Raw genomic sequence first — 23,692 nt, forward strand, 5'->3', positions numbered from 1 at the left:
TCCCCGCTGCCGGCCCACGGGCAGTTCCAGGCCAGGGGCGATCCGACCACGCGCTGGCTGGGTGGCCGGCGTCGGGCTCCCACGGACCTCGGGAATCCAGACACCCGGGATCCGGCTACCAGTGATGCCGCCGCTGGTCGTCCAGGCTCGGCGGCTCGGGTGCCGGGGATCAGGCCCCGGGGTCCAGGGGCCCGGGTGAGGTGAGGTCGTGGGTTCGGCGCTGAGTTCGCTGGTCATCATCGGGACGTGGTTCCTGCTGCTCCTCGGTGCGCTGTCGGCGGTCTGCTGGGCGGGTTGCGTGTGGGTGGCCCGCCGGCGGCGTGCCGTGGCCGTCGGACTGGGCCTCCTGGCCGCGCTGCTCACGCTGGCGACGGCCGCGGACACCGTCAACGCCCATTACGGCTACCTGCCGCGGGCCGCCGACGTCCTCGGGCTGACCTCCTGGCCGACCGCGTCGGTGCGTGAGGTCGTCGCCACGTCGCCGCGGCCGAACGCCGCGGGCGGAGAGCAGCCTGCCGGTGGACGGCATCCCGACGGCGCGGTCGTCCACCTGCCGGTCGCCGGCGTGCGCAGCGGGTTCGGCACGCACAGCGCGCTGGTGTACGTCCCGCCGCAGTACTTCACCGACCTGAAAGCCCGGTTCCCGGTCGTCTATCTTTTCCACGGCTCCCCGGGGATTCCGCTCGACTGGTACCGGGCCGGGCAGGCGGCGAAGATCGGCGCGACCCTGGCCCGCGAGGGCCGGCCGGCGATCCTCGTCGCCCCGGCGCTGGGTCACGGCTGGCTCGATGACAGTGAATGCGTCGACCGTCCCGGGGAACGGATCGAGACCTACCTGCTCGATGATGTGATCCCGACCGTCGACAGGCTGCTGCGCGCCGTTCCCGACCGGGCCGACCGCGTCTTCGCCGGGATCTCCGCGGGCGGGTTCTGCGCGCTGAACCTCGGGCTGCGCCACCGTGATCTCGTCGAGACGATCGTGGACATCTCCGGCCTGGCGAAGCCGACCCATTCCGGTGGGATGGCCGGCCTGTTCGGGAACCGTCCGGACCTCGCCGCCGTCACCGCGGCCAACAACCCGCAGCGCTACGCCCCGACGCTGCCGCCGAATCCGCCGACCAGGGTCTGGCTGAGCGGTGGGCTCATGGACTTCGGAACGCTCGCCGACCTCAGGATGATCGCGCTGGCCCTGCACGGGCGGCCCGGATTCACCACCGTGCTGCGCCCGCGGCCCGGCGGCCACGACTTCGCCGTCTGGCGGCCCGCGCTGCGCGACGGCCTGCGCTGGGCGCTCCCCTGATTCTCCGGTGACTCCTCGGCCCGCCGACGGGACGTCCACCGGCTCTCCGTCCCGACGACGGGACGTCCACTCAGGCCGGTCGGTCGGCGACGGCGACCCGGCCGCTGCGCAGCGCGGCCCGCCGCGGCGTGGGGGCCGCCAGCCGGGTGGCGATGGTGAGCAGGTCGTCGTCGCCGTGCACGATGAAGCCGTCGCCGCCGAGCAGGTCCCGCATCGCGGGCGCCGTCCAGCGGGACCGCCACGGCTCGTCCGCCCAGATCCCGCGGCGGCGGGCCAGGACGTCCAGCGAGCGGGCGATCAGCCGTCCGGCGGCGATCGCGGCCTGCGGCGCCTGGTAGTTGACGATCAGCCGGCTGCCCGGGGCCGACAGGGCGGCGACGGCGGCCACCGTCCGGGCGGCCTCGGGCCGGGTGAGGTAGGGGACGACCCCCTCCCAGATCCAGGTCGTGGGCGTGGCGGTCTGATGGCCGGCGGCGGCCAGCGCGTTCCCGAGCCGGTCGCGGCCGAGGTCGACGGCGACGAACCGGACGTCCGCCACGGGCCGCGCCGCCGCGGGTGACTCGGCGAGCCGCTCACGTTTGTCACGCGCGGAGTCCGGGTGGTCGACCTCGAAGACGACGCGGCCGGCGAGTTCCGGCATGCGCCACGCCCGGCCGTCCAGGCCGGCGCCGAGGAGCACGACCTGTGGGGACGGCCGTTCGCGCACCGCGTCGTCGATCGCGATCGTGCGCGGGACGAGGACCGCCGCGCAGGCCCGCACCGACTCGTAGTCGACACGCTCCAGCCAGCCGGCGGGCGGTGCGCCGGCGCGGACCTGTTCGACGGTGCGCCGCTCGTCGGCCCGCAGCAGCGAGACCGCGACCGGGTCGGTGAACCGGCCGGGGGCGATCCGCCCGTCCGCGACCGCCCGGCCCTGGCAGACGAGCACGGCTGTCCGACTGCCCCCGGTCGCCCTCATGCCACGCCCACCGCCCGGTTCGTCAGGTACCTGCCGTCGCCAGCATCCTCGAACCGGCGGTCCGCGCGCCAACGCGGCCGGTCCGGGACACCAGACGGTGATCGCCGGTTCCCGGCGCGGGCTGCGGGGACGGGCGTTCGTGGCGGACGGGGAGCGGACGGGGAATGGGACCGGACGGCGGGGACATTGACCCTGAGGTGGATGTCGTTGAGGGTTCGCTCCCGCTGGCGGTGCTCGACTTCGTGGGGATCGAGCACGGTGAGAGTCCGAGCGCGGCGATCGCCGGGGCGGTGGACATCGCCCGGACCGTCGAGGCGGCCGGGTACCGGCGGTACTGGGTCTCCGAGCATCACAACATGACCAGCCTGGCGTGCAGCTCCCCCGAGCTGCTGACCGCGCACGTCGGAGCGCAGACGTCCCGGATCAGGGTCGGCGCGGCCGGGATCATGCTGCCCAACCACGCGCCGCTGAAGGTCGCCGAGACGTTCCGGACACTGCTCGCAATGTACCCCGGGCGGGTCGATCTCGCGCTCGGCCGGGCACCGGGAACCGACCCGCTGACCGCGCACGTGCTGCGCCGTGGGGCGTCCGCCGACGCGGGCGCGGAGTTCCCCGGTCAGGTCGGCGAGCTCCTCGCGTTCCTCGGCGACGGTTTCCCCTCCGGCCATCCCTACGCCCAGCTGGTCGCCGCGCCGGTGGTCGACGAGCGCCCGGAGCTGTTCGTCCTCGGGTCGAGCCCGTACGGCCCCAGGTTCGCCGCCGTCAACGGCCTGAGCGCGGTGTTCGCCCACCACATGAGCCCGGAGCTGGCGTTCGACGCGCTGCGGGCCTACCGGCGTGAGTTCACCGGGCGGACCGAGGGCGCGCGGCCGTACTCCGCGATGTCCGTGCTCGCCTTCGCCAGTGCGGACGAGGAGGCCACGCTCGACTTCGAGGCGGCCTGGACCCTGACCATCGAGAACATCAGCCGCGGGGTGCGCGAGCCGCTGCGGCCGGAGGACATCCGCGGCTATGCCCGTTCGGAGCGGTTCCGCGCCGCGCGCCGCCCCGAGGACGGCCGGATGGTGACCGGCGAGCCGAAGGCCGTCGCCGAGCGGCTGCTGGAGATGAAGCAGCGGGCCCAGGTGGACGAGATCGTCGTCGTCACGCCGAGCCTGGACCGGGCCCGGCGCCAGGGCAGCTTCGCCGCGCTGGCCGCGGCCTGGCGCCAGGCCGCGTGAGCGAAGCCGCACCGATCCCCGAGCCCGTCCCGCGCGGTGGTCCACCAGCGGGCGCGCGGACGGGAACCGACCGCACCGACTCGACCGCGGGACCCGGACATCTCTCAGAGCGACCTGTCGACCGCACCGGTGAGACCGGCCGGCAATAGGTAGTTGATGCCGGCGTCATGGTCTGGTCCTTGACTGGACCGGCTGTAGTTCGTGTCATCGGCGAAGGGTCCTGGCCAGATGTCCGCGGTTTCCCCTCGATTGCCACTGACCTCCACCCGGGTTGCGATCACCGCTGATCGCCGAGGTGCCGAACTCGCGGCGTCCCTGGAACGGCTGGGTGCCACCGTCACCTGGGGTCCGACGATGCGGGCGGTGCCACCCGAACAGGACGAGCTCCTCGAGGTGGAGACCCGGGCGATGCTGGCCGCGAAGCCGACCTGGCTGGCCGTCTCGACCGGCAGCGGACTGCGCGCCTGGCTACAGGCCGCCGAGGGCTTCGAGCTGCGCGCGGAGCTCGAGACGTTCCTCGGCCGGACCCGCACGGTAGCGCGTGGCTCGAAGAGCCACGGCTCGCTGCGGGGGCTCGGAGTCGAGCCGGAATTCGTCTCCCGCAAGGAGACCATGGACGATGTCTGTTCCTGGCTGGGGGAACACATCGACCCGGCGGATGTGCTGGGCGTGCAGGTCCACGGCGGAGAGGTGGTCGGCACCCTCGACGCGCTGCGGCCACGGCTGCGGGCGGTCGTGACGGTGGCGCCCTACCGGTGGGTGCTGCCGCTCGACACCGGTCCCGCCGAGCGGGTGGTCGAGCGCCTGGTGGCCGGCGAGGTCGATGTCCTGGCCGAGACGAGCGCCCCGAGCGTGCGGAACCTGTTCGTGATCGCGAAGCGGATGGGTGCGCACGCGGACCTGCTCCGGACACTGCGCGGCCGGGTCGTCGTCGCCTGCGTCGGACCGGTCACCGCCCGCGCGTTCGAGGAGGTGGGCGTGCCCGTCGACCTCATGCCGACTCGGCCGCGCACCGCCGATCTCCTCCGGTCGCTGGTTCACCGGGTCGAGGCGGGGGATCCGGAGGGCCCAGAAGACCGCGGGCCGGGGGCACCGCAGCCCTTGTCGGCCGCGCTCGAACTGGTCCCCGGGGCGTGCGCGGTCAGGATGGGCCCGACGGTCGTGCGACTGGGCCGGCAGGAGTTCGCTGTGCTGGCCGCCCTCGTGCGACGCCCGGGGGTGGTCATCGGCCCGGATGACCTCGCGGTCCAGGCGTGGGGCCATCGGGCTCCGGACGACGCGACGAAGATCCGTCACTACATCGCTCGCATTCGCCGCAAGCTCATGGCACAGGGCGAGCGCCTGCAGACGGTCCGGAGCGTGGGCTACCGCTATCAGCCCCTCCCGGACCCCGACGCCTGAGGCGTTTCCGACCTCCACTCTCCGGTGTGTGCGCTAAGCATGTGACGAGACCTTGTCAGCGCGGATATCGCCACGTAACACGAACGAGACCTCACTCCTTAGATTGAGAACATCGAAGGAATGAGGATCGATGGAGAGCAGAGGCCATGCGTAGCGCACCGCCCAAGACCGCCTCGACAGCGCAGGAACCAGCCGAACTCTCGCCGAACCGCGGGCGCTGGATCACGGACTGGCGACCGGAGGACGAGGCGTTCTGGGCTGGTACAGGGAAGTCGGTCGCCCAGCGCAATCTCGTCTTCTCGATCCTCTCCGAGCACATTGGATTCTCAGTCTGGACCGTGTGGTCGGTACTGGTTCTCTTCATGGGCCCGAACTACGGGATAAGCCCCGCCGACAAATTCCTCCTCACGTCACTTCCGGCCCTTGTCGGCTCAGTGCTCCGAATCCCCTACACCTTCGCGGTCGCACGGTTCGGGGGAAGGAACTGGACGGTCTTCAGCGCGGCGCTCCTCCTGGTGCCGACCGTTGCCGCGGCCATCGCGATGAAGCCGGGCGTCTCCCTGACGACGCTGCTCGCCGTCGCCGCCCTGGCCGGGGTCGGCGGAGGCAACTTCGCCTCGTCGATGGCCAACATCAACGCCTTCTACCCGGATCGCGCCAAGGGCTGGGCCCTGGGCCTCAACGCGGGTGGCGGCAACGTGGGTGTGGCGGTTGTGCAGCTCGTGGGCCTGCTGGTCCTCGCCGTATGGGGCAAGGAGCATCCACGCTACGTGCTCGGCGTCTACCTCCCGCTGATCATCCTCGCCAGTCTCGGCGCGGCGCTCTTCATGGACAACCTGGCCGGTGTGCGCAATGACAAGCGCGGCATGCACGATGTGCTCAGGTATGGCGACACATGGTTCGTCTCTCTGCTCTACATCGGCACGTTCGGATCGTTCATCGGGTTCGGATTCGCATTCGGACAGGTTCTCCAGGTGCAGTTCAAGAGCGATTTTCCGACTCCGATCGACGCAGCGTACGTCACCTTCCTCGGCCCCCTCGTGGGATCGCTCATACGACCGGTCGGCGGCCGACTGGCGGACCGTTTCGGCGGTGGAACGATCACCTTCTGGAACTTCGTGGCCATGGCGGCCGCGGGAGGAGTCGTCCTGACCGCGTCGTTGCGGAACTCATTGCCTCTGTTCCTGGCCGGTTTCGTCGCGCTGTTCGTCCTGAGCGGGATCGGTAACGGCTCGACCTACAAGATGATCCCCGCGATCTTCCGGTCCAGGGCCGACGTGGAGATCATGGCCGGTGCCGACGCCGCCGCCGCCTGGGCGAAGGCTCGGCGCCTGTCGGCGGCCCTGATCGGCGTCGCCGGCGCGATCGGCGCCTTCGGCGGCGTCCTGGTCAACCTCGCGTTCCGGCAGTCGTTCCTCGAAACGAGGAACGGGAACGCCGCCTACATCGCTTTCATCGCCTTCTACGTGTTGTGCTTCCTTGTCACCTACCTGGTGTACATCCGCCCACGGCGCGCCACCGTGGATTCCTGACGATGCACGACAGCGTCACCGGTCCCGGTCCCGGGACCGGGCCGGTCCGGACCCACTGCCCCTACTGTTCCCTGCAGTGCGGCATCACCCTGGACGCGTCGGTGCGGCCCGTGATCCTCGACGCCCAAAGCGACTTCCCCACCAACCTCGGCGGCCTGTGCGCCAAGGGGTGGACCGCGGCCGAACTGCTCGATCACCCCCAGCGCCTGACCGCGCCCCTGGTACGGGACAGCCGCGACGAGCCGCTACGCCCGGCCAGCTGGGACGAGGCCCTCGACCGTGTCGCCACGGCCATCCGCGGGGCCCAGGACCGGTACGGCCGTGACGCGGTCGGCCTCTTCGGCGGGGGCGGCCTGACCAACGAGAAGGCCTACCAGTTCGGCAAGTTCGCCCGGGCGACGCTGCGCACCGCCATGATCGACTACAACGGCCGGTTCTGCATGTCCTCGGCGGCCAACGCCGCCACCCGGGCCTTCGGGATCGACCGGGGCCTGCCGTTCCCGCTGGCCGACATCGCCGGAACCGACGCCCTCATGCTCGTCGGCAGCAATCCGGCCGACACGATGCCCCCGGCGATGCAGTTCATCGACGCCGCCCGGGCTCGGGGCGCCCGCCTCATCGTCGTCGACCCGCGCACGACCCGGACGGCCGCGGGCGCGAACCTGCATCTGCAACCGGTTCCCGGCACCGACCTGGCCCTCGCCAACGGACTCCTCAACGTCGCGATCCGGGAACGCCTGATCGACGTCGACTACATCGCCGAGCGCACCACCGGGTTCGACGGCGTCCGCCGAGCGGTGCGGCAGTACTGGCCCGACCGAGTCGAGCGGATCAGCGGGGTCCCCGAGGCCGACCTCGTGCGCGCGGCGCACATCCTGAGCGCGGCCGACCATGCCGTCATCCTCACCGCTCGCGGGGCAGAGCAGCACCGTTCCGGCTCCGATACCGCCCTGGGCTTCATCAACCTGGCACTGGCACTCGGCCTGCCCGGCCGCCCGTTCTCCGGCTACGGGACCGTGACCGGTCAGGGCAACGGCCAGGGCGGCCGCGAGCACGGCCAGAAGGCGGACCAGCTCCCGGGCTATCGCCGGCTCGATGACCCGGTCGCCCGCGCGCACGTCGCCGCGGTCTGGGGCATCCCCCCATCCGAGCTTCCCGCGCCTGGACTGTCCGCCTACGAGATGCTCGACGGGTTGGGCACCGAGGGCGGAGTCCGCGTGCTGTGGGTGGCCGGGTCCAACATCGCCGTCTCCGCTCCGCGTGCCGGCCACATCGCCGACCGTATGCGATCACTGGACTTCCTCGCCGTGTCGGACTTCTTCCTGTCCGAGACCGCGAGGATGGCCGATGTCGTGCTCCCGTCCACGCAATGGGCCGAGGAGACCGGCACGATGACGAACCTTGAGGGACGTGTCATCCTGCGCCGAGCGGCCGTGGCACCGCCGGCCGGGAGCCGGTCGGATCTGTGGGTGATGCGGGAACTGGCCGCCCGGCTCGGCCGGCCGGCGCTGTCGGACGATCCGCAGGAGATCTTCGAGGAGCTGCGGCGAGCCAGCGCCGGCGGGAAAGCGGACTACTCCGGGATCACCTATGAACGGATCGTCGCGGAGAACGGGCTGTTCTGGCCGTGCCCCTCGACCCGCCATCCGGGCACCCCCCGCCTGTTCACCCAGGACTTTCCCACCCGCGGCCGACAGGCCAGGTTCCATCCCGTCGAGCATGTGGGCGCCGCGGAGACACCCGACGCCGAATACCCCTACTACCTCACGACCGGGCGGCTCCTGCGCCAGTACCAGTCCGGCGCCCAGACCCGACGGGTCGCTTCGCTGTCCGAAGCGGAACCGGACGCGGCCGTCGAGATCCATCCGACCCTGGCCCGGCGGATCGGCGTCCGGGCCGGCGATCTCGTGTCCCTGCGGACCCGCCGCGGACGTGCCGTGATGCGGGTCCGGATCGCCGACGGCATCCGCCCCGACACCGTCTTCGCTCCCTTTCACTACGGCGGAAGCGGTGCGGTCAATCTGTTGACGAATCCGGCGCTGGATCCGTATTCACGGATGCCCGAGTTCAAGGCCTGCGCAGTATCCGTCGACGCCGTCGTCGACGGTCCGGGCGTAATACCACCCGAGTCGCCTCCCCCTCAGAAGGATCTCCATGAATGACCGCAGCACACCGCGCTTCCTGCAGGGCGTCTTCTCGCTGGAAGGTCTCGGTCTCGAAGCGCCGGGGCTTCTCCATCCAAGCCTCACCTACGTCGTCCCACCGGGCGCGTCGACGCAGCCGGTCTATTTCCGGGGCGGCAACAGCAGCGACGAGGTCATCTATCTGACCCTGGTCCGCGACGGCGTCGCGATGCGGTACTTCCCGATCGCCGCCCGGGGATCGACACATGTGTCGCTACGCGTGGTCGAGGATCTGTTGTCCGACTCCGTGCTCGAGGTCTTCGCCGCGGCGCCCAAGGGCGTCACCGCCACCGTCATCGTCGATGTCGGACTCGTAGAGGTCTGAGCTCACCCCACGCGGCCAGGAGATTCCGATGACCATGATGAACCACCTGCCCACGCTCTCACCCACACCGTCCGACAAGGCCACGCTGGTGGTCATCGGCAACGGCATGGCCGGTGCGCGCGCGCTGGAGGAGATCCTGCGCCGCGGCGGCGCGGCCCAGTTCGACATCACCGTTTTCGGTGACGAGCCCTACGGCAACTACAACCGGATCTCCCTGTCCAACGTCCTCGCGGGGACCGAGGACACCTCGGAGATCTACCTCAACCCGATCGACTGGTACGCCGACAACGACATCGACCTGCGCGCGGGCGTCCGGGTGGTGCGCGTCGACCGGTTCGCGCGTGTCGTGGACGCCGACGACGGCACGTCCCTGCGCTACGACCGGCTGCTGATCGCGACCGGGAGCCGTTCGTTCTTTCCGCCCATGGACGGTCTGTGGGCCGACGACAAGACCCTGACCCCCGGCGTGTTCGGGTTCCGGAGCATGGACGACTGCACCGCCATTCTCGAGTACGCCCGGCAGGCCCGGCACGCCGTCGTCCTCGGCGGCGGGCTGCTCGGCCTCGAGGCCGCGCGCGGCCTGCAGAGCCGGGGGCTGCGGGTGTCCGTCGTACACCTGGCCCCCACCCTGATGAACGCGCAGCTCGACGACACCGCGGGCGCCATCCTGCGCCGCTCCGTGGAGGGCCTCGGCATCACCGTCCACACCGACGCCCGTACCAGCGGAATCGTCGTCGCGAACGGGCGGCTCACCGGACTCGGGCTGGCCGACGGAACGTCCATCCCCTGCGACATGCTGGTCGTGTCCGCGGGGATCAGGCCCAACGTCGGGCTGGCCCAGCGGGCCGGGCTCTCCGTCGAACGCGCCATCGTCGTGGACGACCGCATGCGCTCGGTCGATGACGACGACATCTATGTCGTAGGTGAATGCGCCCAGCACCGTGGCCAGGTCTACGGGCTCGTCGCCCCGTTGTGGGAGCAGGCCGCGGTGCTCGCCGATCACCTCACCGGCAGCGACCCCACCGCGCGCTACACCGGGTCGCGGATGGCGACGAAACTCAAGGTCGCCGGAGTGAACGTGGCGTCGATGGGGGTCAAGAGCCCCGAGCGCCCCGACGACGAGTTCGTCCAGTTCTCCGAACCCGGACGAGGGATATACAAGACCATCATCGTCCGGGACGGAAAGCTGATCGGCGCCACCCTGCTGGGCGACACCAGTAAAGTCGCGTTCCTCATGCAGGCGTTCGACCGCGGTCTGCCGCTTCCCGACGAGCGCATCTCCCTGATGTTCGACCTCGGTACGCCCGAGGTGGCGGTCGGCGCCGCGGAGCTCGACGACGACGCGCAGGTCTGCAACTGCAACGGTGTCAGCAAGAAGACCATCGTCGCCTGCGTCCGAGGTGGCGAGCGGAGCGTGTCGGGCGTCATGGCCAGGACTCGGGCCGGGAAGGGGTGCGGCTCCTGCCGGGGCCTGGTGGAACAGGTCGTCGAATGGGCCGCCGGCGGCAGCGTCGAGGTCGACCCGTCGGCGAACTGGTACGTCCCCGGCGTGCCGTACGAGAAGTCCGAGCTCATGGAGAAGATCCGCGAGCTTCGGCTGTACTCCGTGTCCTCGGTGTTCGCGGCGCTCGTCCCGGACGGCAAGGAGGACGCCCAGTCGAAGATGGGCCTGGCCTCGCTGCTGGAGATGATGTGGGCCGATGAGTTCGTCGACGAACGCGACGCCCGTTTCATCAACGACCGTGTGCACGCCAACATCCAGCGGGACGGGACGTTCTCGGTGGTGCCGCAGATGAAGGGCGGTGTCACGAGCGTCGAGCAGCTACGCGCTATCGCCGACGTGGCGGAGAAGTATTCCGTCCCCATGATCAAATTGACTGGCGGACAGCGGATCGACCTGCTCGGCCTACGCAAGGAGGACCTGCCCGCCGTCTGGGCCGATCTCGGGATGCCGTCCGGCTACGCGTACGGCAAGAGTTTCCGCACCGTTAAGACGTGCGTCGGGAGCGATTTCTGCCGCTTCGGGGTCGGCGATTCGACCGCGCTCGGCATCAGGATTGAGGAGAGATTCCAGGGAATAGCCGGGCCAGCCAAGATGAAACTCGCCGTCACCGGATGTCCACGCAACTGTGCCGAGGCGCTGTGCAAGGATCTCGGAGTGGTGGCCGTGGACGGCGGAAAATGGGAGATCTATGTGGGTGGAGCCGCCGGGGCGCACATCCGCAAAGGCGATCTCCTCGCCACTGTCGACGACCCCGACATCGTCGTCGAGCTGGCCGGACGCTTCCTCCAGTACTACCGCGAGAACGCCAGGTGGCTCGAACGCACCTACGCCTGGGTCCCCCGCGTCGGTATCGAACGCATTCGCGCGGTCGTCGTCGAGGACACCGACGGGATCGCCGCCCGGCTCGACGAGCAGATGGAAAAAGCGGTCAACGCCTACCGGGATCCGTGGAAGGACGGCGCGGAACCGGCGACTCCCGGCCAGTTCCGGACCGCTCTGCCGCTGACCGTCCTGCCGAGGGCAGGTGACAGATGAAGGCGGCCGAGATACCGGCCGGGGAAGGCCGTGCCGTCGTCGTCGGCGACGAGCAGGTCGCGGTGTTCCGCCTCCGGGACGGGACGCTTCGCGCCCTGTCCGCCGCATGTCCGCACCGCGGTGGCCCGCTCGCCGACGGCCTGATCGACGACAACGTCGTCGTCTGCCCGCTCCACGGCCTCACCTACGACCTCCGGACCGGCGCCGAGACCAGCGACGGAGGCCCGTGCGTAAGCGCGTACACCGTTGACACGGACTCCGACGGCGAGCTTGTCGTGAAGCCGAAGGATGACGGCGAAAGCCGAGTGCCGGACTCTGGGCGGTCATCGGCGCGCGGCGACCAGCTCCGGGAGCGGTAGCCCGCCGGCCTCATGGCGCGCTCCGACGACGCGGTGGCGGCGCGCCGGGCCGTTGTTCCCTCGACCGCGTCGCGACCGTCCGGTGCGTGCCGACCGGTGCGTGCCGTCCGGTGCGTACTGTCCGCCCGGCGCCTAGCCGCGCCGGACGGTCGGGACCATGCTCTGTACGGAGCGCTCGACCTGTTCCGGGGTGGGCGCGGCCGGCACCGGATCGGTGCGGGCGGCGCCCTCCGCGCGGAACGCGTCGAGCAGGTAGGCGGCGAAGCGGCGCCAGGCGTCGGGCGCCGCTTCCCGGGTCGCGGTGACCAGGCCGGCGTTGGCGAGCAGCAGGATGCCGATGTCGGCGGCGACGAAGTCCGGCCGCAGCGTGCCCTCCCGCCGGGCCCGCGCGATGAGCTCTTCCAGGCCGGAGTGCGCCTGCGTCTTGAGCTCCTCGACCGCGCTGGACGGCGGGAAACGCAGGGTGATCAGGTCACGCAGGCCCGCGTTGGACGCCTGCGCGCCGCACAGGTACTCGACGAGCTGCCGGAAACCCGCCCAGGCGCTCGGGTTCTCCAACGCCTGGTCCACCGCCGCCAGGTATTCGCGGATCTTTCCTTCGAAGCTCGCCTCGAGCAGGTCGGCCCGGGTCGGGAAACGTCGGTAGAGCGTGGCGATCCCGACTCCGGCCCGGCGGGCGATCTCCTCCAGACCGACGTCGATACCGCGCTGCGCGAAGACCTCTTCGGCAGCCCGCAGAATGCGTTCGCGGTTACGTTCCGCGTCGACCCGCAGTGCGGGGACCACCTTCCCGGCTCGCCCAGCCGTCGCCACACGGTTTCCGCCGCGTCGCGCACTGTCCATGTGACGAGCCTACCTTTATATACGGAGGTATCTCTCCACTTAACCTGCTAAGGTTATCCGGAAGATCTCCTCCGTTTATCCCGATCGGCACGGCCACCCGCATGTCCGGCGAAAGGATTTCCGCAATGTCACAGCCCGTCATCGCCGACGATCAGCGGACGCGGTCCGCGCGGGCGGAGGACGCCGGCGGCCGGCGGGGCAATCCCTGGTGGACACTGGCGAGCGTCGCCCTCGGCGTGATCATGGTCGGCCTGGACGGCACGGTCGTCTCGATCGCGAACCCGCGCATCGCCGAGGATCTCGGCGCCTCACTGACCGACCTGCAATGGATCACGAACTCCTACCTGCTCGCCCTGGCCGCCCTGCTGGTGTTCGGCGGCAAGCTCGGCGACCGGTACGGCCGCAAGCGGATCTTCCTGATCGGCGTGGTCGGGTTCGGGCTCACCTCGCTGGCCATCGGTCTGGTCGGCGACATCGTCGGGATCATCGCGCTCCGGGCGCTCCAGGGCGTGTTCGGAGCGATGCTGATGCCGAACACGCTGGCCATCCTGCGCGGCGCGTTCCCGCCCAGGGAGCTGAACCGGGCCATCGGCATCTGGAGCGGCGCGTCGTCCATCTCGATCGCCGGCGGACCGATCATCGGCGGCCTGCTCGTCGAGCACGTGAGCTGGGAGTCGGTCTTCTACATCAACGTGCCGATGGGCGCGATCGCGCTGGCCGTGGGTCTGGCGGTGCTGCGCGAATCCCGCAGCGAGAGCACCGGGCAGCATCACGACATCCCCGGCATCATCACCCTCTCCGGCGGCCTGGTCGCCGTCGTGTTCGGCCTGATCAAGGCGTCGACCTGGGGCTGGACAGACCCGAAGACCATCGCCTGCGTCCTCGCCGGGCTGGCCGTGCTGGCACTGTTCGTGGTGATCGAGATCCGGGTGGCCGCTCCCCTGCTGCCGATGCGGCTGTTCGGCAACCGGTCGATCTCGGTGGGCAGCGCGGTTCTCGTCATCAACTTCTTCGCGCTGTTCGGCGTGCTGTTCTTCGTCACGCTGTTCCTGCAGAACGTCCAGCACACCTCGCCGATCGAGACCGGCGTCCGCATCCTGCCGCTGACCCTGGCAATGATGATCATGTCGCCGATCGCCGGCAGCGCCACCGAGCGGTTCGGGCCCCGCCCGCCGATGGTGATCGGCCTGCTGCTGTCCGGGACGGCGCTGCTCCTGCTGACCGGACTCGACCCCGGTTCCGGCTTCAACGCCGTGTGGCCGTCGCTGCTGATGCTCGGCATCGGGATGGGGCTGGTCATCACGGCCAGCGCGGAGGCGATCGTCGGCAACGCCCCGGTCGACGACGCCGGGGTCGCCGGCGGCCTGCAGACCACGGCGTTGCAGCTCGGCGGGGTCGTCGGAACGGCCGTCCTGGGCTCGGTGCTCAGCAGCCGGGTGGCATCGGTCATGGTCGACAAGCTGACCGGCGCCGGCGCCCCCGCCGAGGTCGCGAGCCGGCTGACCGACTCGGAGCAGCTCATCAGCCAGGGAGTGGCGCCCCAGGTGACCGGGGCGCCGGAATCCGTCCAGGCCGCGGTGACCGCGGGCAGCCATGCGGCCTTCATGAGCGGCCTGCACGTCTCTCTCGTGGTCGCCGGCATCGCGACGCTCGTCGCGGCCGGGCTGGCCCTCCTGGTCCGGCGCGGGGACAACAGCGACGGAGCCCCGGTCGTCGTGCACTGATCGTCGCGCCGAAATGGGCCAGCGGTGGCGGGCTGGCCGCGGGATGATGAAGGCATGCGTTCCGATGGTTCCGGTAACGGCTCACGATGGTCGGTCGGTTTTCAGGATTCCGTCCTGTCCCTGTGGTCGCAGGGCCCCGTACTCTCCATCGGTTCGATCGGCTCGGTGCTGTCGATCGGCTCGGTCGGCTCGGCCGCGTCCGTTCTCGGCGTGGGTTCCTTCGCCGGCATCGGGTCCGTTCTGAGCGGCGCTTCCCACTGATCGCCGCTGTCCTGGCGGGCCCGCCGGGTCTCGATGTCCGCTCCCTGACGCCAGGAGGGCCCCGCCGCGGCCGCGGCCGGAGACGGCCGTCCCGCCGGGCCGGCGGCGGGACGGTCACTTCTCGGGCGTGGCGAGAATCTTGAACAGCATGTTGTCCGCGTCGGTGAGCGTCTGCAGGTCGACTCGGCGCAGGCACTCCCCCAGGCCGGCCTTGGCCACGAACGTGACCAGACCCATCACAGCCCACTGCCCCTCGCCGAGATCGACGCAGAATCCCTCGGCGGTGGCGTGCTCCACGACCATGGCGACCAGCACGGTGGGCTCACCCACGATCTCGTTGTAGATCGTGGAGCTGATGACCAGCACCGCCTGTGGTGCCGAGCCGGTGGCCACGGTCCAGATCTCACCGCGGCGCGGCGATCTCACTCGGCGGTACCCGCGAGGTTGGGGAGCCCCGCCGCCCCGAGAGACCGCTGATTGGCCGCGCCGAAGGAGAGAGCCGCGCGGGTCACCGCCGGGTTGGCCTGCATCCAGGCCCCGTGCGCGGCGCAACGTCGGCGCATGTCCTCCGCGTCGAGCAGGCCCTCCACCCAGGCGTTCATCGACGTGTGCTCAGCCTCGGCGTACCGCTTGACCGCCTCGTAGGCCTCGTCCGAGAGCCGGAGTGTGATCGTGCGCGTCATTCCCATTCACCCGAAGATCACCAAGAGAGAGATCCGGTCGCCGCTGGCGGTGTCAAGGACGACAGGCTGCACAGCGCCGGCTCAGGCGACGTCGCGTCGACGCTCGGCGTAGGTGAGGACGAGGAACTCGTCGAGCTCCTCGTCGGAGTCGAAGGTGTCGGCGGCAAGGTCGTCGAGGGACCGGATGGGCTGGGTACCCTTGGCCGCCAAGAGCTCCTCGACGGTGTTCTGGGGGCGTGGCGGGTACAGGGGACGGGCGGCTTCCGGAGCGTTCACGACGAGGGCCTCCTCGTTGGTATCTCCGACTGGCGGCGGACTGGGCTCGTGATACGGCGGCGCGCTGATCCCCACCCGTGACCGTCTGTTGTCGGGCGAGACGGCCACCTCCCCCACACCGCAGATGCGTCAGCGCCACTGGCGTGCGGCAGGGAGCGCCCAGATCTATGAATCTGACGCCAGAGCCTCAAGGGACCGCAGCTGCGCGGCGGTGCCGGAGGCGGCGGCGTAGTCGAGCAGTTCGTCGAAGGTGGGGACCAGCACCTCCAGCAGGTTCGCCACGGAGGCGACCGAGTCGTCGAACTCCCCCCGGCTGATTCCGTACCGGCGGGAGATCGACAGGGCCCGTTGACGCACCGCCGCCGCCCGAGCCCGTTCGTCGTCGCACCACAGCTGCAGAAAACGGGTGTTCCTCACCTGGAAGGACCCGAGCCGATGCAGGGGCTGGCGGGGTGCCGGGCCGAACGCGTGGGCCGGGAGGGTCGCCCGCCAGATCCCGTTCGGCAGGTCGGTCAGCCGCGCCTGGCCCAGGCCCTGCGCGCGCAGCCATTCCACCCAGGTCTGGCGCGCGTCGGCGCCGCGCTCGTTCGCAAGAGCGTGCACCACCTGCGGCGCGTACCCACACAGCTCCTCGAGGAACCGGTCGCGATCCTGCGCGGCCTGGGTGAAGGCCAGCACCCTGGCCCCTTCGGCCAGCACGAGATGGGCCGGCAGCCAGGCGGCGACGGCGTTCACCGGATGCAGGTTCCGCAGCCTGCCGGGCACGTTGAACCGTTGCCGGTCCGGCCGTGATCCCAGCGCCCGCACCGCGTCGAACTCGAACGGCCGAAGGGACGTCAACGGTCGGAACCAGTCACGTCCGTCTCCCGTGGTCCGTTCCCCGTCCAGCACGACGCGCACCGCGCCGTCGTAGTGCGCCCGGGGGAAGGGACTGTGGGTGAAGGCGTCGAACATCAGAAGCTGGCGGCTTTCCTTCAGGACGTAGCGCACGCCGTCCCGGACGGAGGCAGCCCCCAGATCCGTCGGTCGCAGCACCTCCCGGTCCGGGCCGTCCCGATGCAGGTGGCCGATGTGGACGAGATGCTCGATCCCGCGGGCCACGAGCGATCCGGACAGTCCGAAAAAGCGGGCGAGCTCGGCCTCCGTGCTCAGCCGGCCCTCGACGATCCCCCGCAGCAGGTAGTGGTCGACGACGTCGAAGGGCTGGCTGTCCTCGAACGTCGCCTGGGCCTCCACCTGCCACAGCGGCCAGCGCACCGAGAAGATCCGCAGCGGGCGGATCCCCGGCATCGCCATGACCAGCTCAAGGGCCCGATAGTCGGGAAACACCAGCCAGTCGCCGGCCCCGCCGGCCGCGGGGCGGGTCACCGTGTGCTCCCGGCGGCACCGTGCAGCCACGTCTCGATCTCCCGGGAGCCGCGCAGGTCACCCACGGTCGACAGCGTGGCCCGCAGCTCCCCGACGAGGTCACGGAAGCCGTCGTCCCGCGATCGCCCGAGCGTGTCCAGATCGCCGACGAGGACGAGCTGCTGGCGCGTACGGGTCATCGCGACGTTGAGGCGGCGCAGCTCGCTGAGGAATCCGACCGTCCCGTCGCGGTTGCTGCGGGTGAATCCGTAGACGATCAGATCACGCTCGTTGCCCTGGAACGCGTCCACGGTGCCGACATTGTCCTCGACCGCACCGGGGCCGCCCAGCCGCCGGATGAGGGTCCGCCGCAGGAGCTGGACCTGCTCCCGGTAGGGGACGATCACCGCCCAGTCCCGGTGATGGCCGGCGTAGCGGGCGAGCAGAGCCGCGATCAGATCCGCCTCCAGCCGGTTGCTGATGCCCCCGTTCGCGCCGGCGCGTGTCTCGGACCGCTGCGGGGGCGGCCGGTCGGAGGTGTCGATGAACGCCAGTGGGCTCGTGAACAGCGGGTCGGGTCCAGTGCCGGGATGGTCCGTGGCGAGCACGCCGCCGTAGAAGGCCCGCGAGATGAACGTCGCGACCGTCGCCGGCATGCGGCGCTGGGTCGTCAGCGTCACGCCGTGCTCCGCCCCGATCCGCTCGAAGAGCCGCTCGAACTCGCTGCGCCCGACGATGTCCTGGGTCTCCGCGACCGCCGCGGCGGACAGGTCCGTCCCCGGCACGAGCCCCTGCGCCCACTGGGCGACATCGTTGTCCAGGTAGGGCGGCAGCTGCTTGTGATCTCCGACGAGCACCGCCCGCCGGGCCCGGACGAGAGGGACCAACAGGTCGGGCAGGGCGATCTGCCCCGCCTCGTCGACGATGGCGAAGTCGAAATCCAGCCCGCTGAGCAGCTTCTTCGTCGAGACTCCGATGCAGGTCGCGGCGATGACGTCGGCGTAGCCGACCAGTTCGTGCTTGAGCTCCTCGTCCGCGGTGGGAATCCGGTCACGCCAGTCGTCCAGCAGGATCGCGCGGGTGCGGGCGAGCTCGACCGCGTCGAGCAGGATCCGCTCGCGCTGTTCCCACCCGGCGACGCCGTCGGCCTCGCCCCCGGCGGCGCTGCCGGTCGCGCCGTCGGGCAGGACCGGGCCGCAGCCGGCCAACTCCAGTTGGGCGCGCAGCGGCTCCGCGGTCCGCATGGCCTGGGTGAGCGCCCGTTCACGGCGTCCCCACGCGTACTCCCGCTCAGCCAACAGCCGGCCGCCGGTGCTGTCCCGGGTGACGAGCACCATGACCCGCTCCAGCATGCCGTCGTGCTCCGCCCGGGCCGCCGCGAGCTCGCGCTCCGCGGCGTCGACCCGGACGTCGGCAGCGGCCAACGCGCGCCGGCGCCGGTCGACACCGCGACGGTGAAACGCCGCCCACCAGCCAGCGACCCGCCGACCGGCAGACTTCTCATACCGGCGCCGGGCGCGGCCCTGCCGGTCCCGCTGCCGTGCCGCCGCCGCCTCGAACCGGTCAGCCTGGGCCTGAGCCTGGGCGATCTCCGGTTCGAGCGGGGCCCGCAGCCGCCGGGTGACCTCGTCCAGCTCGGCGTCACGGCTGTGGACGTCCCCGTCGGCCTGCCGTGCCTCGACGAGGTGCGCGCGCAGCAGCGCCAGCGGGCCCCGGCGTCGTCTTCGGAGGCTCTGGTGCCGGCGCTGGTGAACGGCGCCAGCGCCGACCCGATCGGTTCGGTGTACCGCAGGATGTCGTCTTTCAGTGCCTCGACCTGGACCTCGGCGGTGAGTTCGCGAGCCGGGCCGGTGAGCGCCTCCGGGTTGCCGACCCGCACGCAGCGCAGCTGGCCGGCCAGGCCCCTGAGGACGTTGTCGACGGCCCGGTTGCTCTGCGAGGTGACCAGGACACGGCGCGGACCACCCGTGCCGCCTCGGGCGGCCGCGGCCTCGGCGATGGCCATCTCGGTGATGGTCCAGGTCTTCCCGGTGCCCGGCGGGCCCAGCACCAGCAGCAGGTCCGGTTCGCCCCGCGCGCGCTGGTACGCGTCGAGCTGGCCGCCGTCCAGTGGGCGGCTCGGCAGCGCCGACCGGTCCGGCGGGGGCGACCGCAGGACGCGGTGCTCCGCCAGCGTCGCCAGCAGGCGGGGATTGGCGGCCTCGCCGTCCCGCAGGACGGCCACCGCCCCCAGCTGCGCCCGGTAGACGACGTCGCTCGGGAGCACCTTGAGTGTCCCCTGGGCCGGGATGCGGGCGAAGTCCGGGACGCCGTCGAACCGGACCGTCACGTCGAGGTTCTCGGCGCGAAGGATCACCCCGCGCAGGTCCCGGTCGTCGTTGATCTGGATCTGCGTACCCTCGGCGAGCTGGCACCTGTCGACCAGCCGGAACTCGTAGACACCGCGGGCGGAGTACCGCTGTTCCCGGGTCGCCCGCCGGGCCCGGTAGAGAATCCGGGTGGCGGCGAGCCGCTCCCGTTCGAGGTCCCTGGTCCGCAGGATGATCCGCTCGACCGTGTCGAGGTAGTCCTGGTGCCGGTCGGGCATCCGGCCGGCCGGCTGCGCCGACGCACGTAGCGCCGCCCAGGCCTCGGTCAGCGCACCGAGGTGGTTTCTGCCGCCCGCCGGCATGTTTCTGACCTGTGGAAAGAGGGTCCACCGGGGACAGCGGACGCGCAGGAAACCCTGGGCGAGGCTTCGGTGGTCCTGGAAGCTCCACCGGCCCACGTGCACCAGGATGTAGCCGTCGTCGCGGCCGGAGGGGCGCAGCAGCGCGATGTGGGTGTCGGTGTACACCCGCAGCGTCACCGAGCCCTGCTTCCCGTTACCCGGCCCGCTGCTCGTCTCCAGCCGGGCCGGGACACCCGAACCGGCCATCCGACCGAGCTGGTGAACGAAGCCTTCCGGGTCGAGGTCGTCGTCGCCCCGGACGCGGGCGCTGGCCATCTTCTCCACCATCCGCGCGCTCGGCGCCACCGCGATCCCGCTCGGCAGCGTGACGTCGGCGATCGCCATCAACGCCCGGCCCGCGAGAGGTGGTCGGTACCGGCCCGCAGCGCCGGGAGGAGCAGGCCCGGCCGGGACGGCCGCCGGTCCGGATCGGGATCGAGGGCGGTGCGCAGCGCGTCGTCCAGCTCAGCGGGGAGGTCGAGCCCGAACGCTCGCAGCGGCGCCGCACCCCCGAGGGCCGGCGGCCGTCCGGTCAGGCAGTGGTAGGTCATGGCGGCGAGCCGGTGGATGTCGGTGCGGAACCCGACCTCGGGGCGGTGGAACCCGAGACGCTCCTGCTCCGGCGCGCGGTACTCGGCGGGCCCTTCACCGGGCTGGCGAGGAACGGCGGCCAGGCCGACGTCCCGCAGCACGGGCGCGCGCCCCGGGCCGGGGAGCACCACCCCGTCCGGTGTGAGGGCCCGGTGGCTGTGCCCGGTCTCGTGCAGCCTGGTCAGGACGTCGGCGACTCCCGTGGCAACGGCGAGGAGGGCGGCGGCGGTCACGCGGTCCAGCGGGCGGGCCCGGGCCGGATGCACCGGGCCGAACACCTCCCGCCACGTCCGGCCTGCCGGCCGGGCCGAGACGACGGCGGCCTCGGTCGGGCCGACCCGGCCCTCGACCAGCCGGGGCAGGCCGTCGCGGCCGCCGATCCGGCCGAGGAGACGCCGCTGGGTGTCGATCGCCGCCGCGTGTGCCTCCGCCGCCGGATCGGGCCGTCGGATAAGTACCTGACGAAACCGGGCCGGGCCGGACGGCGCCGACATGACCATGGCCGCGCCCGTGCGCAGCACCCAGGCGTCACCGCCCCGCCACTCCTGCGGATCGCCGTGCAGCAGGCACCGGCAGCCGGCGATCCGGACTGTCTCGCCGGCACGGGGGCGGCGGTCGATCGAGTGCGCAGGCGCCGTCGCGCCCGCTCCGGTATCCAGGGACGGCACGGTGATCCCAGCATTCGGGCCGGGGGACGGCGATCGCGGCCCGCCGGGCGGCGGGTAGTACGCCGTGAGCACCGAGGCCGCCGGCGGCCTCGCGAGCAGGCTCCGAAGTCTGGTCTCGTCCCAGATGTCAATCTCTGTGGATGTCTCGGTCTGCCGGGCCCGTCGCCAGCCATCCCACCAGAGTGTGGTGGGATGATCCATGGAGCTGGGAACGCACAGTATCCACTCGTCGATCCGATAGCCGTGCGTGCGGGCATTCTTCTGCGCGGAAGCAAAAGACTCTCTGATCTGCCCGCGGTGAGCGTGCGCGACCTGCGGCATGAAGTACTTCGACTGCCAGACGACGATCCGGTCGTCAAGCCGGCCGTGAAAGACATCGATGCCGCCGTCGCCGGGATTGGCGCTCACCTGCCGGGCGCCGGGATGGAAGGCATCCACCAGCTGGGCGATCATCTGCTCGAAGTCCGCCCGGGCACCCGCGGCGCTGCCGGTGTTCACCTCGTGCGAACGGAAGTTGACCATCGGGTTCTCGCGCGATCCTGACACGGCGAACCGTTCCTCCTCGGGCCAGGGAGTCGGATACCGCAGGAAATCGTAAACCTAACCGAACGACGGCGCTGTCAGCCGTGGCCGGAGTTCAGTGGCGCGAGTTCCGTTCTTCCCAGGCAGGCCCCTCGGCGAGGAGGGACGCCCGCTGCCAGATGAACAGATACTGATCCCCCCCCCCGGAGAAATTGCCGTTCCGGCGGGAACGCTGTGCGTCGTGGCGGCGGTAGCGCAGGGTGGGAACGTCCAGCAGCACTCCGGTGGCGAGCGCGGAGCCGGCGATGAGCGTCGCGGTGTCCTCGACGCCGCGCAGCGCCGCCCAGCCCCCGACGGTCAGGAGCAGACTGCGGCGCCACATCACCCCGGCCGGGTGCACGGGCGGCAGGGTGCGGTCGGGCAGGGCCGCCGCCCATGCCACCGCCAGCGCGCCGCGGGCGAGCGGCCCGGGCCGCACCGCCAACGGGGCGGTGTGCAGGGTGCCGTCCAGGTGCAGGTCGCGGGCGTGGCCGACGGCGTAGCCGGCCACCGGATCCGCGGCGAGCGCGCCGCTGAGGGCGGCGAGCGCGCCGGGCTCGAGCTCGTCGTCGGCGTCGAGGTTCTGGACCAGCGGCGCGGTGCACGCGCCGAGAGCGATGTTGCGGGCGACCCCGGGGCCTTCCCGCGTACCGTGCGCGGAGATCCGGACCCGGCCGTCAGCCGCCGCCCCGCAACCGGTCAGCGCGTCGAGAACCGCGCCGGGCGGCCCGTCGACCTGGACCCGCCACGTCCAGTGCGGATGGCGCTGCCGGTGCAGCGAGTCCCACGCCGCGGGCAGGTAGTCCGCGTACTCGGCGTGCGCCGCGGTGACCACATCGACCCGCATGTTCGCAGTATGTACCGGTCCGACCCGCTTCCGTGTGGTACATATCCCGGGAAGATCCGACGGAGGGGGCTCATGGACGTCGCATCGATCAACGCGCGGCTCGGCCAGGCGGCCTCAGTCGACTCCCGCGAGCTGGACCGGGTCTGCGAGGTCGTCGCCGCCGAACTGATCGACGCGGACCTCGAGCCGCCCTTCCGGATCCCGTCAGCGGACTTCGGCACCGACCCCTGGCTGATCTGCGCCGACCGGTACTGGCGCCGCAGGTTCCTGCGCGAGCCGACCGTCGAGGTCGCGGCCCGCTGCGCCCGCTGGCTGTACGACCACACCGACGACGCGGCGATCCGGCCGGACATCATCGAGAAGTGGTCGCTGGGCTACGCCTTCATCACCAAGGACACGGTCGAGTCCCGCCACGACCTCACCCTGGCCACCGGCCGGATCGTCGAGGCGTTCCAGGGCTCCGCGGACATCTGCTACTTCGCCACGGTTTACCACGCCGGCAAGCTGCGCGCGAACTTCATGTTCGACGAACTGCACCAGTTCCTCGGATCGTCCCTGCTCGCCGTCGCCGCCGGCCACCACCAGGACGACCCGCTGTTCACGGCGCTGCGCGCCTTCGCCGCTCTCGGCAGCCGCACCATCACCACCGCGCACGCCCTCGACCTGCTCGACACGGCCTGGGACGCCGTCCCCCGGTCCCGCACCGTCGTCGACGTCTGCCTCAACGCCCTGGCCGCCGCCCCACCGTTCCCCGAACGGGGAGAGCAACTGCGCCGTCGTGCCACCGCGGCCGTCACGGAGTTCCCCGACGACCATCTCTTCTTGTTCCGCCTCGCGTGCGGCCAGCGCCTGTGCGGCGACCACGCCGACGCTCTGGCCAGCGTCGACAGTGCGCTGCGCCTGCTGCCCGCGATCGGGACCCGGATCAGCCACGCCCTGCTCCAGGAGCAGTACCTGCGCGAACGCGACATCATCGAAAAGGGTCTGGAGTTCACCGCGTGGACCGCCGGCCAGCAGGCCCGCTGGCGCGACCAGGACACCGCCAACCGGGACCTCCGCCGGACGCTGCAGGCCTCCGCCATCCGCGCCGTGGAGCTCGTCACCGTCTTCACCGCGGCCATCGCGTTCGCCGTCGGCTCACTCCAGATCACCCTCGTGGGCACCCTTCCGCTGCGCGACCGCGCGCTCCTGCTCGTCCTGTTCGGCGCGGGACTGCTGCTCTTCGCTCTCCTCATCATCGCCGGCACCTGGATCGTCTCCGGGCGGCACGAGCCAGACCCTCGGCCCGGCCCCCGGTAGTCCCCTGGAGTTCGGCGCCCGCCGCACGGTACGAACTCCCGCGGATTCATCGAGGACGCAAACCT

Annotated in this window: 20 protein-coding genes and 1 pseudogene; 11 read left to right on the forward strand and 10 right to left on the reverse strand. The window is 71.3% G+C overall.

Translation table 11 applies throughout. From position 1 onward, the window contains the following. Positions 1–208: 208 nt before the first annotated feature. A complete protein-coding gene (locus tag B056_RS0105185) occupies positions 209–1,300 on the forward strand; it encodes an alpha/beta hydrolase (protein WP_018500838.1) in 1,092 nt (363 codons plus the stop codon). A 70-nt stretch (positions 1,301–1,370) separates the two neighbouring features. On the opposite strand, the gene B056_RS0105190 is transcribed toward B056_RS0105185, so the two are convergent. Beyond that, the gene (locus tag B056_RS0105190; protein ID WP_026239353.1) at positions 1,371–2,258 is read right to left on the reverse strand and encodes a class I SAM-dependent methyltransferase; all 888 of its coding nucleotides are present in this window, start codon (positions 2,256–2,258) and stop codon (positions 1,371–1,373) included. Positions 2,259–2,422: 164 nt separating this feature from the next. Here B056_RS0105190 and B056_RS0105195 point away from each other — a divergent pair, with 164 nt between their 5' ends. The 7 genes from B056_RS0105195 (at position 2,423) to B056_RS35230 (ending at position 11,817) form a co-directional block, all read left to right on the forward strand. After that, entirely contained in the window at positions 2,423–3,478 is a 1,056-nt protein-coding gene (locus B056_RS0105195) for an LLM class flavin-dependent oxidoreductase (RefSeq protein WP_018500840.1), read from the forward strand. A gap of 228 nt (positions 3,479–3,706) precedes the next feature. Continuing rightward, positions 3,707–4,879 (forward strand): uroporphyrinogen-III synthase, encoded by a 1,173-nt coding sequence (locus B056_RS35225; RefSeq protein ID WP_084647095.1) that lies wholly within the window; start codon positions 3,707–3,709, stop codon positions 4,877–4,879. Between the two features lie 146 nt (positions 4,880–5,025). Next, positions 5,026–6,411: a nitrate/nitrite transporter gene (locus tag B056_RS0105205; RefSeq protein ID WP_018500842.1), complete on the forward strand. Its 1,386-nt coding sequence runs from the start codon at positions 5,026–5,028 to the stop codon at positions 6,409–6,411. Positions 6,412–6,413: 2 nt separating this feature from the next. Then, positions 6,414–8,573: a molybdopterin oxidoreductase family protein gene (locus tag B056_RS0105210; protein WP_018500843.1), complete on the forward strand. Its 2,160-nt coding sequence runs from the start codon at positions 6,414–6,416 to the stop codon at positions 8,571–8,573. Next, the gene (locus tag B056_RS44035) at positions 8,566–8,919 is read left to right on the forward strand and encodes a hypothetical protein (RefSeq protein WP_018500844.1); all 354 of its coding nucleotides are present in this window, start codon (positions 8,566–8,568) and stop codon (positions 8,917–8,919) included. Before B056_RS0105210 ends, B056_RS44035 begins: the two co-directional genes overlap by 8 nt. Before the next feature lie 28 nt (positions 8,920–8,947). After that, a complete protein-coding gene (gene nirB / locus B056_RS0105220) occupies positions 8,948–11,458 on the forward strand; it encodes a nitrite reductase large subunit NirB (RefSeq protein ID WP_020572316.1) in 2,511 nt (836 codons plus the stop codon). Then, complete coding sequence (locus B056_RS35230) at positions 11,455–11,817, forward strand: Rieske (2Fe-2S) protein (protein WP_018500846.1); 363 nt, start codon at positions 11,455–11,457, stop codon at positions 11,815–11,817. Before nirB ends, B056_RS35230 begins: the two co-directional genes overlap by 4 nt. A 132-nt stretch (positions 11,818–11,949) precedes the next feature. Here the strand turns inward: B056_RS35230 and B056_RS0105230 are convergent, their stop codons facing one another. Further along, positions 11,950–12,630, reverse strand: a complete 681-nt coding sequence (locus B056_RS0105230; protein ID WP_230202825.1) for a TetR/AcrR family transcriptional regulator — start codon at positions 12,628–12,630, stop codon at positions 11,950–11,952. A gap of 155 nt (positions 12,631–12,785) precedes the next feature. On the opposite strand from B056_RS0105230, the gene B056_RS0105235 reads away from it, so the two are divergent. Together B056_RS0105235 and B056_RS0105240 are read left to right on the forward strand one after the other, a co-directional pair. After that, positions 12,786–14,384 (forward strand): MFS transporter, encoded by a 1,599-nt coding sequence (locus tag B056_RS0105235; RefSeq protein WP_018500848.1) that lies wholly within the window; start codon positions 12,786–12,788, stop codon positions 14,382–14,384. 24 nt (positions 14,385–14,408) lie between these two features. After that, positions 14,409–14,645 carry a hypothetical protein gene (locus tag B056_RS0105240; protein ID WP_230202826.1) on the forward strand — a complete coding sequence of 79 codons (237 nt, stop codon included), beginning with the start codon at positions 14,409–14,411 and terminating at the stop codon, positions 14,643–14,645. Between the two features lie 114 nt (positions 14,646–14,759). Here B056_RS0105240 and B056_RS0105245 read toward each other — a convergent pair whose 3' ends face one another. From B056_RS0105245 to B056_RS0105275, 8 genes and pseudogenes are all read right to left on the reverse strand, one after another. After that, complete coding sequence (locus B056_RS0105245) at positions 14,760–15,071, reverse strand: type II toxin-antitoxin system PemK/MazF family toxin (RefSeq protein ID WP_018500850.1); 312 nt, start codon at positions 15,069–15,071, stop codon at positions 14,760–14,762. Beyond that, on the reverse strand, positions 15,068–15,328 hold the full coding sequence (locus tag B056_RS0105250) for a toxin-antitoxin system HicB family antitoxin (protein WP_018500851.1): 261 nt from the start codon (positions 15,326–15,328) through the stop codon (positions 15,068–15,070). The genes B056_RS0105245 and B056_RS0105250 overlap by 4 nt, the downstream gene beginning before the upstream one ends. Positions 15,329–15,409: 81 nt before the next feature. After that, on the reverse strand, positions 15,410–15,604 hold the full coding sequence (locus B056_RS35235; RefSeq protein ID WP_035750208.1) for a hypothetical protein: 195 nt from the start codon (positions 15,602–15,604) through the stop codon (positions 15,410–15,412). Positions 15,605–15,769: 165 nt separating this feature from the next. Further along, on the reverse strand, positions 15,770–16,972 hold the full coding sequence (locus B056_RS0105260) for a hypothetical protein (protein WP_018500853.1): 1,203 nt from the start codon (positions 16,970–16,972) through the stop codon (positions 15,770–15,772). Then, positions 16,969–18,303, reverse strand: a complete 1,335-nt coding sequence (locus B056_RS44040) for a DEAD/DEAH box helicase (protein WP_018500854.1) — start codon at positions 18,301–18,303, stop codon at positions 16,969–16,971. The genes B056_RS0105260 and B056_RS44040 overlap by 4 nt, the downstream gene beginning before the upstream one ends. Before the next feature lie 515 nt (positions 18,304–18,818). Beyond that, positions 18,819–20,006: pseudogene (locus B056_RS45680) on the reverse strand (AAA domain-containing protein); the annotation flags it as partial. Further along, positions 20,006–21,466, reverse strand: a complete 1,461-nt coding sequence (locus B056_RS0105270; protein ID WP_154676843.1) for a protein kinase family protein — start codon at positions 21,464–21,466, stop codon at positions 20,006–20,008. The pseudogene B056_RS45680 and the gene B056_RS0105270, both read right to left, overlap by 1 nt. Positions 21,467–21,557: 91 nt before the next feature. Next, positions 21,558–22,328 (reverse strand): glycosyltransferase, encoded by a 771-nt coding sequence (locus tag B056_RS0105275; protein ID WP_018500858.1) that lies wholly within the window; start codon positions 22,326–22,328, stop codon positions 21,558–21,560. 72 nt (positions 22,329–22,400) lie between these two features. Here B056_RS0105275 and B056_RS0105280 point away from each other — a divergent pair, with 72 nt between their 5' ends. Beyond that, entirely contained in the window at positions 22,401–23,627 is a 1,227-nt protein-coding gene (locus B056_RS0105280) for a hypothetical protein (RefSeq protein ID WP_018500859.1), read from the forward strand. The last annotated feature ends 65 nt before the right edge of the window (positions 23,628–23,692 follow it).

Origin of the sequence: Parafrankia discariae, assembly GCF_000373365.1 — a bacterium.
Classification (GTDB): domain Bacteria; phylum Actinomycetota; class Actinomycetes; order Frankiales; family Frankiaceae; genus Parafrankia; species Parafrankia discariae.

Excerpts from the sequence above, each read along its gene's own strand:
- B056_RS0105280 (WP_018500859.1), top strand. The coding sequence starts at position 22,401 with ATGGACGTCGCATCGATCAACGCGCGGCTCGGCCAGGCGGCCTCAGTC.
- B056_RS0105190 (WP_026239353.1), bottom strand. The coding sequence starts at position 2,258 with ATGAGGGCGACCGGGGGCAGTCGGACAGCCGTGCTCGTCTGCCAGGGC.
- B056_RS44040 (WP_018500854.1), bottom strand. The coding sequence starts at position 18,303 with ATGCTGGAGCGGGTCATGGTGCTCGTCACCCGGGACAGCACCGGCGGC.
- B056_RS0105195 (WP_018500840.1), top strand. The coding sequence starts at position 2,423 with ATGGGACCGGACGGCGGGGACATTGACCCTGAGGTGGATGTCGTTGAG.
- B056_RS0105235 (WP_018500848.1), top strand. The coding sequence starts at position 12,786 with ATGTCACAGCCCGTCATCGCCGACGATCAGCGGACGCGGTCCGCGCGG.
- B056_RS44035 (WP_018500844.1), top strand. The coding sequence starts at position 8,566 with ATGAATGACCGCAGCACACCGCGCTTCCTGCAGGGCGTCTTCTCGCTG.
- B056_RS0105205 (WP_018500842.1), top strand. The coding sequence starts at position 5,026 with ATGCGTAGCGCACCGCCCAAGACCGCCTCGACAGCGCAGGAACCAGCC.
- B056_RS0105250 (WP_018500851.1), bottom strand. The coding sequence starts at position 15,328 with ATGACGCGCACGATCACACTCCGGCTCTCGGACGAGGCCTACGAGGCG.
- B056_RS0105275 (WP_018500858.1), bottom strand. The coding sequence starts at position 22,328 with ATGCGGGTCGATGTGGTCACCGCGGCGCACGCCGAGTACGCGGACTAC.
- B056_RS0105210 (WP_018500843.1), top strand. The coding sequence starts at position 6,414 with ATGCACGACAGCGTCACCGGTCCCGGTCCCGGGACCGGGCCGGTCCGG.
- B056_RS35230 (WP_018500846.1), top strand. The coding sequence starts at position 11,455 with ATGAAGGCGGCCGAGATACCGGCCGGGGAAGGCCGTGCCGTCGTCGTC.
- B056_RS35225 (WP_084647095.1), top strand. The coding sequence starts at position 3,707 with ATGTCCGCGGTTTCCCCTCGATTGCCACTGACCTCCACCCGGGTTGCG.
- nirB (WP_020572316.1), top strand. The coding sequence starts at position 8,948 with ATGACCATGATGAACCACCTGCCCACGCTCTCACCCACACCGTCCGAC.